The 14,003-nt window shown below is 62.9% G+C and carries 6 protein-coding genes and 3 rRNA genes; 7 read left to right on the forward strand and 2 right to left on the reverse strand.

Annotated elements, in window-relative coordinates:
• On the forward strand, positions 1-1,584 hold the full coding sequence (locus NOV86_RS12280; RefSeq protein WP_267641686.1) for a DUF7519 family protein: 1,584 nt from the start codon (positions 1-3) through the stop codon (positions 1,582-1,584).
• A gap of 510 nt (positions 1,585-2,094) precedes the next feature.
• Here the strand turns inward: NOV86_RS12280 and NOV86_RS12285 are convergent.
• Positions 2,095-3,066 carry an AAA family ATPase gene (locus NOV86_RS12285; protein WP_267641687.1) on the reverse strand — a complete coding sequence of 324 codons (972 nt, stop codon included), beginning with the start codon at positions 3,064-3,066 and terminating at the stop codon, positions 2,095-2,097.
• Between the two features lie 349 nt (positions 3,067-3,415).
• Between NOV86_RS12285 and NOV86_RS12290 the strand changes: the two genes are divergently transcribed.
• The gene (locus tag NOV86_RS12290; RefSeq protein ID WP_267641688.1) at positions 3,416-4,183 is read left to right on the forward strand and encodes a hypothetical protein; all 768 of its coding nucleotides are present in this window, start codon (positions 3,416-3,418) and stop codon (positions 4,181-4,183) included.
• A gap of 329 nt (positions 4,184-4,512) precedes the next feature.
• Positions 4,513-4,764 carry a ribbon-helix-helix domain-containing protein gene (locus tag NOV86_RS12295; protein WP_267641689.1) on the forward strand — a complete coding sequence of 84 codons (252 nt, stop codon included), beginning with the start codon at positions 4,513-4,515 and terminating at the stop codon, positions 4,762-4,764.
• A gap of 337 nt (positions 4,765-5,101) precedes the next feature.
• On the opposite strand, the gene NOV86_RS12300 is transcribed toward NOV86_RS12295, so the two are convergent.
• A complete protein-coding gene (locus NOV86_RS12300) occupies positions 5,102-5,911 on the reverse strand; it encodes a DNA-directed RNA polymerase subunit epsilon (RefSeq protein ID WP_267641690.1) in 810 nt (269 codons plus the stop codon).
• Positions 5,912-7,194: 1,283 nt separating this feature from the next.
• Here NOV86_RS12300 and NOV86_RS12305 point away from each other — a divergent pair.
• The 4 genes from NOV86_RS12305 to rrf all read left to right on the forward strand — a co-directional run bounded on the left by NOV86_RS12305 (position 7,195) and on the right by rrf (position 13,993).
• Positions 7,195-8,481 carry a Cdc6/Cdc18 family protein gene (locus tag NOV86_RS12305; RefSeq protein WP_267641691.1) on the forward strand — a complete coding sequence of 429 codons (1,287 nt, stop codon included), beginning with the start codon at positions 7,195-7,197 and terminating at the stop codon, positions 8,479-8,481.
• 508 nt (positions 8,482-8,989) lie between these two features.
• A 16S ribosomal RNA gene (locus NOV86_RS12310) occupies positions 8,990-10,462 on the forward strand.
• Between the two features lie 364 nt (positions 10,463-10,826).
• Positions 10,827-13,742 (forward strand): 23S ribosomal RNA (locus NOV86_RS12315).
• A gap of 129 nt (positions 13,743-13,871) precedes the next feature.
• A 5S ribosomal RNA gene (rrf, locus tag NOV86_RS12320) occupies positions 13,872-13,993 on the forward strand.
• The 16S, 23S and 5S rRNA genes sit together here, the layout of an rRNA operon.
• Positions 13,994-14,003: the final 10 nt, after the last annotated feature.

The following is a 14,003-nucleotide window of genomic DNA, read 5'->3' on the forward strand; positions in this document are numbered from 1 at the left end:
ATGCCTGGAACCCCCGACCCACGACCCGACGACCCGGTACGCCTCGAGCGACAGCGCCGCGAGGAAGAGCGAGAGCGCCGGAGCCAGCCCGCGGCCCGCACCAGTGGGCTGCTGGCGGTCCTGGGGACGCTCGTCGGGGTGGCCCTGCTCGCGGCCGGGACGGGACAGGTCGCGGCCGTCGGGACGGCCGTCGTCGCCGGCCTCGTCTTCGCGGGCGTCACGACGCTCGCGGCCCGGCGGACCCCCCTCGGGGACCTGCTCGCGACGCTGGTCCTGCCGGTCCTGGCCGTGCTGTTCCTCGCGGCGGTGGCGCTCCCGGCCGTCCGGGGTGGGGCGCTACCCGTCGTACTGATGGGCGCGCTGACCGCCCTGGCGGTGGTGTTCGCGGTGTTCGGGGCGGCGACGGCGCCGACGGGCGGCCTCGGGAACGGGAGCGTGTTCCGGACCGCCAGCCTGCTGTTCGAGACGCTCTCGCTCCCGGTGCTGGCGACGGGCGTGCTCTTCCTGACCGACCTCGCGCTCCTCGACCAGGTCGTGGGCGTCGCGAACGACGTGACCGGCGACGGGGTCGACGCGCTGCTCTCGCCCGGGCAGGCCAGCCCGGAGGTGGCCGGGTTCACCCTGCTGGTGTCGGTCGCGAGCATGGCGACCGCGGCGGCGCTCGCGCGACTCCCCCTCGCGCAGTTCGTCGACCGGGAGGACCGCCAGCAGGTGTCGGAAGTGCTGGCGCGGGTCGCGGGCCGGCTCCGGACCGTCGGCGTGCTCGCCATGCTCGCGTTCCCGGTCCTGCTGGTCGTGCAGGTCGTGGCCGGCGTCGCGCCCATGCTCTCGTGGTCCCCGGCCGTGCTGGAGCTGGTCCGGGCGGTCACGACCGCACAGCCCCTCCGGCTGGTCCTGTTCGGGGTCGCGGTGCTCGCGACCGCGCTCGTCCTCGTCGTCGGGCTGGTGACCCGGCTCGCGCGCCGGAACCTCCGCGAGACCGCCGGGGCGGTCGCGCCCCGGCTCGCGGGGGGTGCCGTGGTGACCGGGCTGGTGCTCGCGATGGGCGAGCAGGCCTTCTCGCTCGTGCTGGCGGAGGTACCGAGTGCGGTGACCGGCGTGCTGACCGCGGGGGCCGACGCGGCCTCGCCGACGGTCGTCGTGCTCGCGCTGGTCGTGGCGCTCGCGGCCGGGTTCCTCGGCGTGCTGCTCGGGTTCTCGATGGTCGCCGGGATGGGGTTCGTCTCGGACCGGACCGCCTCGGCGTCGGTGGCCGGGGGCGGGCTGGTGGCGGCCGCGCTGTTCGCCGGGATCGGCGGCGTGCCCCCACTCGTGCTGTTCGGGACCGTCGCGACCGGCCTCGTCGTCTGGGACGTGGCCAGCTACGGGACGGTCCTCGGGGCCGAACTCGGCGACGACGCGGCCACCCACCGCCCCGAACTGGTCCACGCGGTCGCGGGCGGGTTCGTCGGCGTCGCGGCCGTGGTGCCCCTCGCGGTACTGGCCGGGCAGCGCATTCCGGTGGGTGGCTCGACCGCCGCGGTGGTCGGGGTCGTGGCCGCCGTCGGGGGCGTGGTCGCCCTCGTCGCCGCGCTGCGCGGCTAGCCGCAGGCGCACAGGGCGGGCGGGTGGGGGCGGTGGCGGCGAGACACACCGGCCGCGCCGGGGCGACGCGCGCCGCCGCAGCCGGCGGCGGGGGGCCCGACGCTAGCGCGCAGAGAGGAGTGGAAAGGAGTGGAGAGGGGGTGCGGGGGAGAGGCGAGGAAAGGCGAGGAGAGACAGCGCGAGGTTCGGAGGGCAGCAGCGCTTTAAGTTGTTCTGGTCACAACGGCTCGTAGTGAAGCATTCTCCGGGAACCAGACACCGCGAGCCGCGGCTGTCTCCTGCGTTCTCGTGACGGGTGAGTGGGAGCTGGTGGGCGGAGATTCGACGGTCTCGTCGTGGTCTCGGTCTGGAGACTCCCCGGCTGGCCGTCGGCTCTTTAAGTAGTTCTGGTGACAACGGCTCATTGTGGAGCATTCTGCGGGAGACTACACCCACGAGCCACGGGTATCTCTGTCCGTTCTCTGGACCCTCTCTCGGCGGTTCGAGGGTTTGGCGGTCGGTGCTGCAGTGCTACGGCGAGACCGCGGGCACCTCGATGCGGTTCAGCACCGACGAGACCACGTCCTCCGTCGTCGCGTTCTGGATGTTGGCCTGCGGGGTGAGGACGATGCGGTGTTGCATCACGGCGCGGGCGACGAACTTCACGTCCTCCGGGGCGACGTAGTCCCGGCCCGCGACGACGGCGTGGGCGCGCGACGCCTCGTAGAACCGCTGGATACCGCGAGGTGAGACGCCGACCTCGACGCGCTCGTCCTCGCGGGTCGCTCGGGCGAGGTCGACCACGTACTCGCGGACCTGCCGGTGCATCGTGACGGTCTCCGGCGTCTCCTGCAGCCGGCGGACCTGGTCGGGCGTGAGCGCCGCCCCGACCGAGGGCATCTGGGTGTGGCGGTTCGAGCGCCGGTCGATGAGCTCGAGCTCTCCAGCCCTGTCGGGGTAGCCCATGCTGGTCTTCACGACGAAGCGGTCGCGCTGCGCCTCGGGGAGTTCGAAGGTGCCCTCCTGCTCGACCGGGTTCTGGGTCGCGATGACGAAGAAGGGGCCCGGGAGCTGGTGGGTCGTCCCGTCGACGGTGACCTGCTTCTCGTCCATCGCCTCAAGGAGGGCGGCCTGGGTCTTCGGCGGCGCGCGGTTGATCTCGTCGGCCAGCACCACGTTCGAGAAGATGGGGCCCGCCTGGAACTCGAACTCGCGGGCGTGCTCGTCGTAGACGTGCGAGCCCGTGATGTCCGAGGGGAGGAGGTCCGGCGTGAACTGGACGCGCGAGAAGTCGAGGCCCAGCGCCTGCGCCAGCACGATGGCGGTCAGGGTCTTGCCGGTCCCCGGGACGTCCTCGAGGAGGACGTGGCCGCGGGCCAGCGCGCCCGTGAGGACGGTCTCGAAGAAGTCGCGCTCGCCGATGACGGCCTCGTTCACGCGGTCGATGACGTCGGTGCAGAGTCTGGCTGCCTCGTCGATGGGCAACGCGTCGGCGGGCGGCATTCGTGTCCGTCGTTCTGCGCGGCCGGGTATAACCGTAGTGGGCGGACGGGGACGAGGGGAGCCCATCGCCCCCGGCCCCGAGCAGCCGCTCACGAAGTTTTATAGTACCGCCACGAGACACTCGTAACTAAGCGGTTCTGGGTTCACCTCAGAAATCGTGAGCCGGTGCGCCAACACCGGCCAGAAAGCCCCTGTGAATCTCGTTTGGACTCGGGATTTGATGGGAGCTTACATGTACAACATCGGAGGTGCGAATCAAAAATCCTCCGGTCGTACGTGTCTGTTCTCGTCGTCACTACCACCAATACGGATTGCTGGGGCTGTCTGTACCAGGCCACCGAATCCGACAATGACCGACGCAGCCCAACGCACGCGAGCAGAGTTCGCAGACCAGTTCGAGGAGACGCTCGAATCGCTCCGCGACCGCATCGATGACCTCGAGGCCAGGACGGCCGAACTCGAGGCAGAGAACGAGCAGCTCCGCGAGGAGAACCAGCGACTGCAGGAGCGGAACGAGGACCTCAGCAAGCGGGTCACGGTCCTCGAATCCCAGCCGACCTTCGAGGTCGGCGACGACTCGGACCCCATCAAGAGCCTCCGCGTCGAAGGCGCGCCCATCGGGAAGGCCATCCAGTCCAAGCCCGGCATGAGCGACGTCGAGGGCCGAATCGAGGAGCTGAAGAACGAGATCGAGGAGATGGAGACCGGCACGGAGGTGACCGACCCGGACACCGGCGAGCACTACAGACTGGAGACGCCACTGGAACACGTCACCGTCTTCTCGGAGGAAGCGGCCGACCAGTTCCTCGGGCCGAACCAGGACCGTGCCCGGTTCCTCGCGAACAACATCCGGACCTACGCGACGTCGATTCCGGCCGGGTGGGCCGTCAGTACCTCGACGATGCTGCAGATGCTCGCCGCCTACGACGGGTCGGACCACAGGGAGACGGTCAGGCGGGTCAGGGAGATCTTCGACGACTTCGGGCGTGGCGAGACCAGGATCGTCGAACGCCGCGGGTCCGACCTGCTCATCCTCACCGACGAACTGTTCCGGCGACTCGACCGCCTCGATGGTATCGAGTCGTCCAGTCACAGTGTTGTGACGGTCATCGACTAGCCCCCGTGTGACGAACCCACTCTACCGAGAGGCACCTCTCTAGGCCACGATAATTCACGTCGGCTGCGTCACCCGCTTGCCCCTCTCCCTAGTGGAGACACTGGGCAGGAGCCCCGTGTTCTAGTGCTAGTAGCGAAGCGAAAGCACGATCTTCGCCGGTTTGCCTGGCTAGCCACCGTCACAACAGTGTGACGGTCCAGACCCCGTGAAATCGACCGATTTCTCGGGACACCCCCGTCCCCCACTCGTACAACTTCACCTTCATTTCCCGCGCGACTGGGCTGGCGCGAACCCGAGCATTAACACTCCTTGGTTGGCAAGCCCTCGCTATGCCAAAGACCGAAGTCTCGATATCAGACAACCTCGACGCCGAGATCGACCGGCTCGTCAACCAGGGCGACTTCCTGAACCGCGACGAGGCCGTCGAGGAGCTCCTGACCCGCGGCATCTCCGCCTACGGCCCGACCGAGGACGACGAACCGCGCAACGAGATCGACGAAGGGCTGTTCAACCGCTCCGTGGCCGACCAGCAGGACCCGGCCGCGATGAACGACGACCAGAACGACGGTTACACGTTCTGAGGTCGACCCCTCCCGAGCACCGCGCCGCGACACGCCAGCCCGGAGCGTCGACCCCTCCGCCGACCGCCCAGCACGTCGCGGGCGTGGACGAACCGGGCGAACCCGCGACAGAGATGGCTCTCGCTCACGGTGTCTGGTCCCCGGAGAATGCTTCATAACGAGCCGTTGTCACCAGAATAACTTAAACGAGCGACGCGCCCGGCGACACCGTTCTCGTCTCATCCGGCTCTCGAGCACACGAGCGACGGCAGTGGCTCGTGGGTGTAGTCTCCCGCAGAATGCTTCACAATGAGCCGTTGTCACCAGAACAACTTAAAGAGGAATCGCGGCGGCTCGCTCACTCGTCGGGGCCGGAAGCTCCGTCATCGCCGTCCTCCGCGCCCCAGCCGTCGGTCCAGGCGTGTCGCTCGCCCTCGTCGCGTGGGGTCTCGCCCACTGCGGGGAGGTTCGGGTCGCGGAAGGGGTCCCGGCCGAGGACCGCACCCTCGAGGTCGTGCTCGGCGAGTTGCTCGCGAAGGACGCGGGTGAGCCGGTTGACGTTGGTCGTCGTCATGCCGTGCTCGTCCAGCAGCTCCTGGTAGGTCTCGTTCTCGGTGAGCGAGGTGAACCGGTCGTAGAGGGACTCCATCTCGTCGGGCGTGAGCCTCGCGACCGCCTCCTGGTCGTCAAGGCCGAGCTGGTGCTGGCGCTCCCGGTCGACCACGTACCGGAGGACCACGAGGGCGACCTTCGGGATGGCGCGCTGGCTCCCGAACGCGGTGAGGTCGATCTCGCCGATGATGCCGAGGGCGCAGTCGCGCTCCCAGCGGGTCACGTCGAGCGCGGACGAGAGCGCGTGAGTGATGCGGAGCTTGTCGAGCTGGTGCATCCGGGCGCTGTGGCCGGCCATCGCGCCGTGTTGCTCGTCGTGGAGACGGCGGATGCTCTCGCTGAGGTCGTGTTCGGGGCTGTCGGCCCGGCCGATGAGGGTCGCACTCGGCGTGATGACGTCCCACCGGCGGACGACCTCGTCCTTGACCGCGTCCACCCGGGACAGGGCGCCGTCGCCGGGGCCCGCACTGATCCACGTGGACTCCACGTCGGTCTCACCGGTCCCGGTTCCCGCGACGAGTGCCGACGACGCAGTGTCCCCGTCGTAATTCATCATACCAGATTGGGGGCTTGACGCTCTTCAAATGCGTGGAAAACCGGGCCACGAACACGCGGGACTCGACCGGGAGACACACCCCTCGTTCAGAGTGAAAACGACGCTTTTTTGTATGAGTTGTGGACCGACGACCGTTCTCGTGGAGTAGTGCATGAGTGGTCAAGTGAGAGTCCCACACACCCCCGATGCAGAGTGAAAACGCCGCGGAGAGCGTCTCAGTGGGGAAGCGAGGGACGAGGTCGACGAACGGGTGGGTGGAGGTTGGGGTGACACTGGGGATGGACGAACACCGGGAGACGGGTAGTGGAAGGGTGGTGACGGGTGGTGAGGGAGACGTAGGGGAACGGGAGAGACGAAGACGAAGACCACGAGACCACGAGTGAAACGGGGACGAGGAAGACCGCAGGACGACGGGAAGAGAACAACAGGACGAAGGCGACCAGACTAGCCACCACGATACCGGACACCGACCGATACCGGACACAACACCAGCTGGCGCGGCAGCTGTCGCGGCCAGCTGTTGCCGTGCTGTTGCTGTCTGCTGCTAGCTGTTGCTTGCTAGCTAGCTAGTGCTAGTCCTAGTCTAGTAGTAGGTGGTCTAGAACCACCCGCGATGTGGGTGGTTTCACACCACCTCGTGAATCAACGTCATCTCACTGGTAGGTCGTCCGAACGGCCGAGATATGGGGGAGGGTGGGACACCCTCTCCCCCAATTCAGAGTGTAAACGGCTCCGAAGGTGTAGTGGAAAATTTTTGCGGCATTTTTTGCTGGTTGTAGCGGCATCAGGTGCTGGTACCCGAAGCTTGATTAGTTACTTCAAATTCCCAATCCCGACTAGTATTTATTCTAGTAAGAAAGAGAGAACGAGAGAGTGAATGGCTGTAGATGGAGAAATTCCGGGAGATACAGTCTGCACGAGGTTCGACAGGGACGCCAGCTCGTCGACCCACCCCTCCTTCGGAGCCGTTTTCACTCTGAATCAGGGGTGTGTGTGTGTCAGACGTGCGTCTGACGCAAATCGGGGGCGAAAACCACGGTAAGAAATCTGGTAGGTGGGGTTCTAATCTCGGCTCAACCGGTGGACTAAATGGGGTGGTGTGAGGGTGGCGACTCGTCCCGTCGACCGGGAATCGACACAGGTCGCGGTTTCACTCTGCCTCTGGTCCGTTCTGAACTCCCACGAGAAAGCGAAAATCGACACGGAAACTCTCTGAGACTACTCGTTTTCAGTCTGAAGCGGGTTCCGTGGTTTTTATTAGTAGACGATTCAACCAGTGGGATATGTCCGAGCAGACGAGCGGGGACCCCCTCTTCCAGGACCAGGACCCCGTCTTCGCCCGGAAGGAGCTGCTCCACGTCGGCCACGTCCCCGACGAGGACCGGATCGTCGGGCGCGACGACGAGATCCAGTCCGTGGCCAACGAGGTCGGGGCGGTCGTCCGTGGCGACCCACCGAACAACGTGATGATCTACGGGAAGACCGGGACCGGCAAGAGCCTCATCTCGCGCCACGTCGCGACCCGGGCCCAGCGAGCGGCGGAGTCGAACGACATCGACTGCACCGTCCTCTACATCGACTGCTCGGAGGCGAACACGGAGACGCGGGCGACGCGACAGCTCGCCCTCGACCTGAAGGAGAAGACCGACTACGAGGCCGAGATCCCCCTGCGGGGCGTCGGGACGATGGAGTACTACCAGCACATCTGGGCGGTCCTGGACGCGGCGTACGACGCGGCCATCGTCATCCTCGACGAGATCGACAAACTCGACAACAGCAACATCCTCATGCAACTCTCGCGCGCACGCGAGGCGCGCAAGACGAACACGTACATCGGGGTCATCGGCATCAGCAACAAGGTCCAGTACAAGGAGAGCCTCGACGAGCGCATCGACAGCAGTTTCGGCCATCGTGAGCTCTTCTTCCACCCCTACGACGCGGCCCAGCTCCGCGAGATCATGCGCAACCGGCAGGACGCCTTCCAGCCCGACGTCCTCGCCGACGGGACCATCGAGCTCTGTGCCGCGCTGGCGGCGAAGAAACACGGGGACGCGCGCAAGGCCATCGAGATCCTCAAGGAGGCCGGCGAACTCGCGCGCCGCAACGACGTGACGGAGGTCACGGAGGAGCACATCAAGCAGGCCCAGGAGGTCGCGGAGGTCAACCGCATCGAGGAACTGACCAGCGGGGCGACCGTCCACGCCAAGCTCGCGCTGTACGCGCTCGCGAGCCGCATCATCACGGGCGAGCGGGACACGTACAAGACCCGCGAGGTGTACCAGCGCTACGTCGGCGTCTGCGAGATGGCCGCGCTCGACCCCGTCACCGAGAACGGACTCTACCGCCAGCTCAAGGAGCAGGCGTTCCTCGGGGTCATCGAGTCCGAGAAGACCGGCGGCGGCCGGTCGCAGGGGAGTTACCTCCTCCACCGGCTCGTGACCGACCCGAAGCACATCGTGAAGGCCGTCCGTCGCGACGCCTCGCTCGACGAACTGCCGACCTACGAGACGCTGGTGAACTACGGCGGGAACCAGACGAACGACACGGACCTCTCCTCGTTCGTCGAGTGATCTCAACCTGCCCAATCTTTCACTCTGAATCAGGGGGGTCCGGGGCGTGACCCCCGTGTCAGCGACCCGAACCGAGAAAGACCGCTCTCTTCGACCGAATTACTGGTCGAACGACCCGATTTCGACTCGCTAGTGCCACGACTGTTGCACTCACACGCATGCGTGAAACAAAACCGTGAATCCACTTGCAAAATCAGGGGACGGCCCCGTGATAACGCGGTGACGTGGCGGCGCTTCACAATGCCAGTCCGATTCGTGGGGGTTAAATACTTGCCTCCAATACGAAGTGGTGTGAAGGACGCCCCGGCCACCCGGGGCAGAAGGTCAGCACCGGTCTCCGGTGCTGGCTGTCACGTATGAGGATTCCGCCCCTGCGGTCCGCCGTCAAGACGGAATCTGATGCGAGCCTTGGTTGGTTCGGCGACATCCGGTCGGATGTCGTCGGACGAGACCCGATACGCAATTTGACGAACGCAATTTCCGCCACCCCCGTGCATCCGCACGGGACATTCCGGTTGATCCTGCCGGAGGTCATTGCTATCGGAGTCCGATTTAGCCATGCTAGTTGCACGAATTCATATTCGTAGCAGATAGCTCAGTAACACGTGGCCAAACTACCCTATGGACCAGAATAACCTCGGGAAACTGAGGCTAATGCTGGATACTCCTCTACTCCTGGAATGGGTCGAGGTACAAACGCTCCGGCGCCATAGGATGTGGCTGCGGCCGATTAGGTAGACGGTGGGGTAACGGCCCACCGTGCCAATAATCGGTACGGGTTGTGAGAGCAAGAGCCCGGAGACGGAATCTGAGACAAGATTCCGGGCCCTACGGGGCGCAGCAGGCGCGAAAACTTTACACTGCACGACAGTGCGATAAGGGGACTCCGAGTGCGTGGGCATAGTGCCCTCGCTTTTGTGAACCGTAGGGAGGTTCACGAATAAGAGCTGGGCAAGACCGGTGCCAGCCGCCGCGGTAACACCGGCAGCTCGAGTGATGACCGATATTATTGGGCCTAAAGCGTCCGTAGCCGGCCAGGCAAGTCTGTTGGGAAATCTGCTCGCTCAACGAGCAGGCGTCCAGCAGATACTGTTTGGCTTGGGACCGAGAGACTCAAGGGGTACGTCTGGGGTAGGAGTGAAATCCTGTAATCCTGGACGGACCGCCGATGGCGAAAGCACCTTGAGAGATCGGATCCGACGGTGAGGGACGAAAGCTGGGGTCACGAACCGGATTAGATACCCGGGTAGTCCCAGCTGTAAACGATGCCAGTTAGGTTTGGCGCGGGCTACGAGCTCGTGCTGTGCCGCAGCGAAGGCGATAAACTGGCCGCCTGGGAAGTACGTCCGCAAGGATGAAACTTAAAGGAATTGGCGGGGGAGCACTACAACCGGAGGAGCCTGCGGTTTAATTGGACTCAACGCCGGACATCTCACCAGCTCCGACAGTATGCAGTGAAGGTCAGTGTGATGAGCTTACCTGAGCTACTGAGAGGAGGTGCATGGCCGCCGTCAGCTCGTACCGTGAGGCGTCCTGTTAAGTCAGGCAACGAGCGAGACCCGCACTCCTAATTGCCAGCAGCAGTTTCGACTGGCTGGGTACATTAGGAGGACTGCCAGTGCCAAACTGGAGGAAGGAACGGGCAACGGTAGGTCAGTATGCCCCGAATGAGCTGGGCTACACGCGGGCTACAATGGTCGAGACAATGGGAAGCTACCTCGAGAGAGGGCGCTAATCTCCGAAACTCGATCGTAGTTCGGATTGCGGGCTGAAACTCGCCCGCATGAAGCTGGATTCGGTAGTAATCGCACCTCAGAAGGGTGCGGTGAATACGTCCCTGCTCCTTGCACACACCGCCCGTCAAAGCACCCGAGTGAGGTCCGGATGAGGCCACCGTAACGGTGGTCGAATCTGGGCTTCGCAAGGGGGCTTAAGTCGTAACAAGGTAGCCGTAGGGGAATCTGCGGCTGGATCACCTCCACAGACCGGGACCAGGCACCACGCCTGGCCCACTATCGACTCGTCCGACGTCGTCCGTCCGGGCGCTTTAGAACCACCAAGGCTCGGAACCTGAACCTCATGCTGGAACGCCCTGATATCAGAGGCGTCTGGGTTCGACTCCCAGGGAGGTTCGTACCTTCAGGGTGAAATCAAATCGCTCCCCTTAAGTGTGGGACGACGAAACGATTTCATCCTGAAAGAAAACCGATGCACCATCCCGTGCAAGCGAGGGTGGGAAGGGTCGAACGTATGCCCGGCGACTACCGGGGTGCGTGATGAAACCGTGTGTAAACGCAATCCAGACGTCCACTGGACCTTTCACCAGGTAACAGTGAACGTCCCACTCAGCGTGGCTACTTTGCCACCTGGTGGATGGCTCGGCTCGAGTGCCGACGAAGGACGTGCCAAGCTGCGAAAAGCCGTGGGGACCCGCACGGAGGGTAAGAACCACGGATCTCCTAATAGGAATCCTCTCGCAATTGCCTTGCGCAATGGGGAACGCCGGGAATTGAAACATCTCAGTACCGGCAGGAAGAGAAAGCAATCCGCGATGTCGTTAGTAACGGCGAGTAAACGCGACACAGTCCAAACCGAAGCCCTCACGGGCAATGTGGTGTTCGGACTGACTCTCACTGCTCGACCGTCTGCGTGAAGTCTCTTGGAACAGAGCACGATACAGGGTGACAGTCCCGTAACCCAGACCAGTACAGCACGCGTCAGCTCCAGAGTAGCGGGGGTTGGATATCCCTCGTGAATATGGCAGGCATCTACTGCCAAGACTAAATACTACTCGAGACCGATAGTGAACAAGTAGCGTGAGCGAACACTGAAAAGCACCCCGAGAAGGGAGGTGCAATAGGGCCTGAAATCAGGTGGCGATGGAGCGACGTGGCACGAAAGGTCCTGTGAAAAACGACCTGGCCGCAAGGCCGCAGTAGGAATCACAGGAAGCCGGTGTCGCGTCGTGCGTTTTGAAAAACGAGCCAGGGAGTGTATCTGATCGACGAGTCTAACCCGTGTACCGGGGAAGGCGTAGGGAAACCGACAAGGCCGCAGTATTACCAGGGCCGCCGTGTTCAAGCGCGGGGAGTCGACCGGATACGACCCGAAACCAGATGATCTATGCGTGGGCAAGGTGAAGCGTGCCGAAAGGCACGTGGAGGCCTGTTAGAGTTGGTGTCCTTCAATACCCTCTCGTGACCTACGTATAGGGGTGAAAGGCCCATCGAATCTGGCAACAGCTGGTTCCAGCCGAAACATGTCGAAGCATGACCTCTGCTGAGGTAGTTCGTGGGGTAGAGCGACCGATTGGGAGACTCGCCGTCGAGAGACGTCGACCTCCCTGTCAAACTCCAAACCTACGAACGCCGTCGATGCAGGGAGTCCGGTGTGCGGGGTAAGCCTGTGCACCATGAGGGAGACAACCCAGAGTCGGGTTAAGGACCCAAAATGCGGACTAAGTGCGATTGAAGGTGGTCTCAAGCCCTAAACAGCCGGGAGGTGAGCTTAGAAGCAGCTACCCTCTAAGAAAAGCGTAACAGCTTACCGGCCGAGGTTTGAGGCGCCGAAAATGATCGGGGCTCAAGTCCGCTTCCGAGACCTGACGATGCTCTTGATCGAGCAATTCCGTAGGCTGGCGCTCTATACGGGTGGAAGCACGGGTGAGAACTCGTGTGGACCGTATAGTGACGAAAATCCTGGCCATAGTAGCAGCGTTAGTCGGGTGAGAACCCCGACGGCCGAACGAGCAAGGGTTCCTCGACAATGCCAATCAGTCGAGGGTTAGCCGATCCTAAGTCACACCGTAATTCGAATGTGACAACAGGGAAACTGGTTAATATTCCAGTGCTCTCATACACTCAAAGCTGACGCTTTGGGGACAATCGAGCTGGGCCTTCGCCCAGTCGAACCGTGGAAATCCGTGGAAGCCGTAATGGCACGAAGCGGACGAATCACGGGATAGCGCAAGTCGATCGTACCTAGAGCCCGTGAAAAGGCGAGTATGAGATTCGTACCAAGAACCGACACAGGTGCTCGTGGCAGTGAAAGCCAAGGCCTGTCGGGAACAACCGACGTTAGGGAATTCGGCAAGTTAGTCCCGTAAGTTCGCGATAAGGGATGCCTGCCCTGTATAGGGGCAGGTCGCAGTGACTCGGACGCTCCGACTGTCTAGTAACAACATAGGTGACCGCAAATCCGCAAGGACTCGTACGGTCACTGAATCCTGCCCAGTGCGGGTATCTGAACACCTAGTACAATAGGACGAAGGACCCGTCAACGGCGGGGGTAACTATGACCCTCTTAAGGTAGCGTAGTACCTTGCCGCTTCAGTAGCGGCTTGCATGAATGGATCAACGAGAGCGTCACTGTCCCAACGTTGGGCCCGGTGAACTGTACGTTCCAGTGCGGAGTCTGGAGACCCCCAAGGGGAAGCGAAGACCCTATAGAGCTTTACTGCAGGCTGTCGCTGGGACACGGTCGCTAATGTGCAGGATAGGTAGGAGTCATTACACAGGTACCCGCGCTAGCGGGCCACCGAGACATCACTGAAATACTACCCATTAGTGACTGTGACCCTCACTCCGGGAGGAGGACACCGGTAGCCGGGCAGTTTGACTGGGGCGGTACGCGCTTGAAAAGATATCGAGCGCGCCCTAAGTCCATCTCATCCGAGTCGGAGACTCGGAGAAGAGCGCAAGAGCATAAGATGGGCTGACAATGATCTTCCTAACGAGGATCGTTGACGCGAAAGCGTGGTCTAGCGAACCAATCATCCTGCTTGATGCGGGAGATTGATGACAGAAAAGCTACCTTAGGGATAACAGAGTCGTCACGCGCAAGAGCACATATCGACCGCGTGGCTTGCTACCTCGATGTCGGTTCCCTCCATCCTGCCCGTGCAGAAGCGGGCAAGGGTGAGGTTGTTCGCCTATTAAAGGAGGTCGTGAGCTGGGTTTAGACCGTCGTGAGACAGGTCGGCTGCTATCTATTGGGGGTGCTATGGCACCTGACGTGAACGTTCGTATAGTACGAGAGGAACTACGAATGGTGACCACTGGTGTACCGGTTGTCCGAGAGGGCACGTGCCGGGCAGCTACGTCACACGGGGTAAGAGCTGAATGCATCTAAGCTCGAAACCCACATGGAAAAGAGGTGCCGCTGAGACCACTCGTAGAAGACGAGTTCGATAGACTCGGGGTGTACGCGTCAAGGCAACGAGACGTTCAGCCCGCGAGCACTAACAGGTCGAGCCACACAATCATACCGCATACTGGGATCGATCACCGTTCTGGTGAGAGGTCCAGGCGTTAACTGGATTGCGTTTACACACTGGTTTCAAGACCACCGATATTGGATCATGGTCGCGGTTCGATTCCGCGAATCGGCGTTAAGGCGGCCAGAGCGGTGAGGTTACACCCGTACCCATCCCGAACACGGAAGTTAAGCTCACCTGCGTTTGGGCGAGTACTGGAGTGCGCGAGCCTCTGGGAAAACCCATTCGCCGCCTCCATTCATACTAC

The sequence above is a fragment of the Haloarchaeobius amylolyticus genome, assembly GCF_026616195.1.
Taxonomy (GTDB): Archaea; Halobacteriota; Halobacteria; order Halobacteriales; family Natrialbaceae; genus Haloarchaeobius; species Haloarchaeobius amylolyticus.

Excerpts from the sequence above, each read along its gene's own strand:
- NOV86_RS12280 (WP_267641686.1), top strand. The coding sequence starts at position 1 with ATGCCTGGAACCCCCGACCCACGACCCGACGACCCGGTACGCCTCGAG.
- NOV86_RS12285 (WP_267641687.1), bottom strand. The coding sequence starts at position 3,066 with ATGCCGCCCGCCGACGCGTTGCCCATCGACGAGGCAGCCAGACTCTGC.
- NOV86_RS12290 (WP_267641688.1), top strand. The coding sequence starts at position 3,416 with ATGACCGACGCAGCCCAACGCACGCGAGCAGAGTTCGCAGACCAGTTC.
- NOV86_RS12295 (WP_267641689.1), top strand. The coding sequence starts at position 4,513 with ATGCCAAAGACCGAAGTCTCGATATCAGACAACCTCGACGCCGAGATC.
- NOV86_RS12300 (WP_267641690.1), bottom strand. The coding sequence starts at position 5,911 with ATGATGAATTACGACGGGGACACTGCGTCGTCGGCACTCGTCGCGGGA.
- NOV86_RS12305 (WP_267641691.1), top strand. The coding sequence starts at position 7,195 with ATGTCCGAGCAGACGAGCGGGGACCCCCTCTTCCAGGACCAGGACCCC.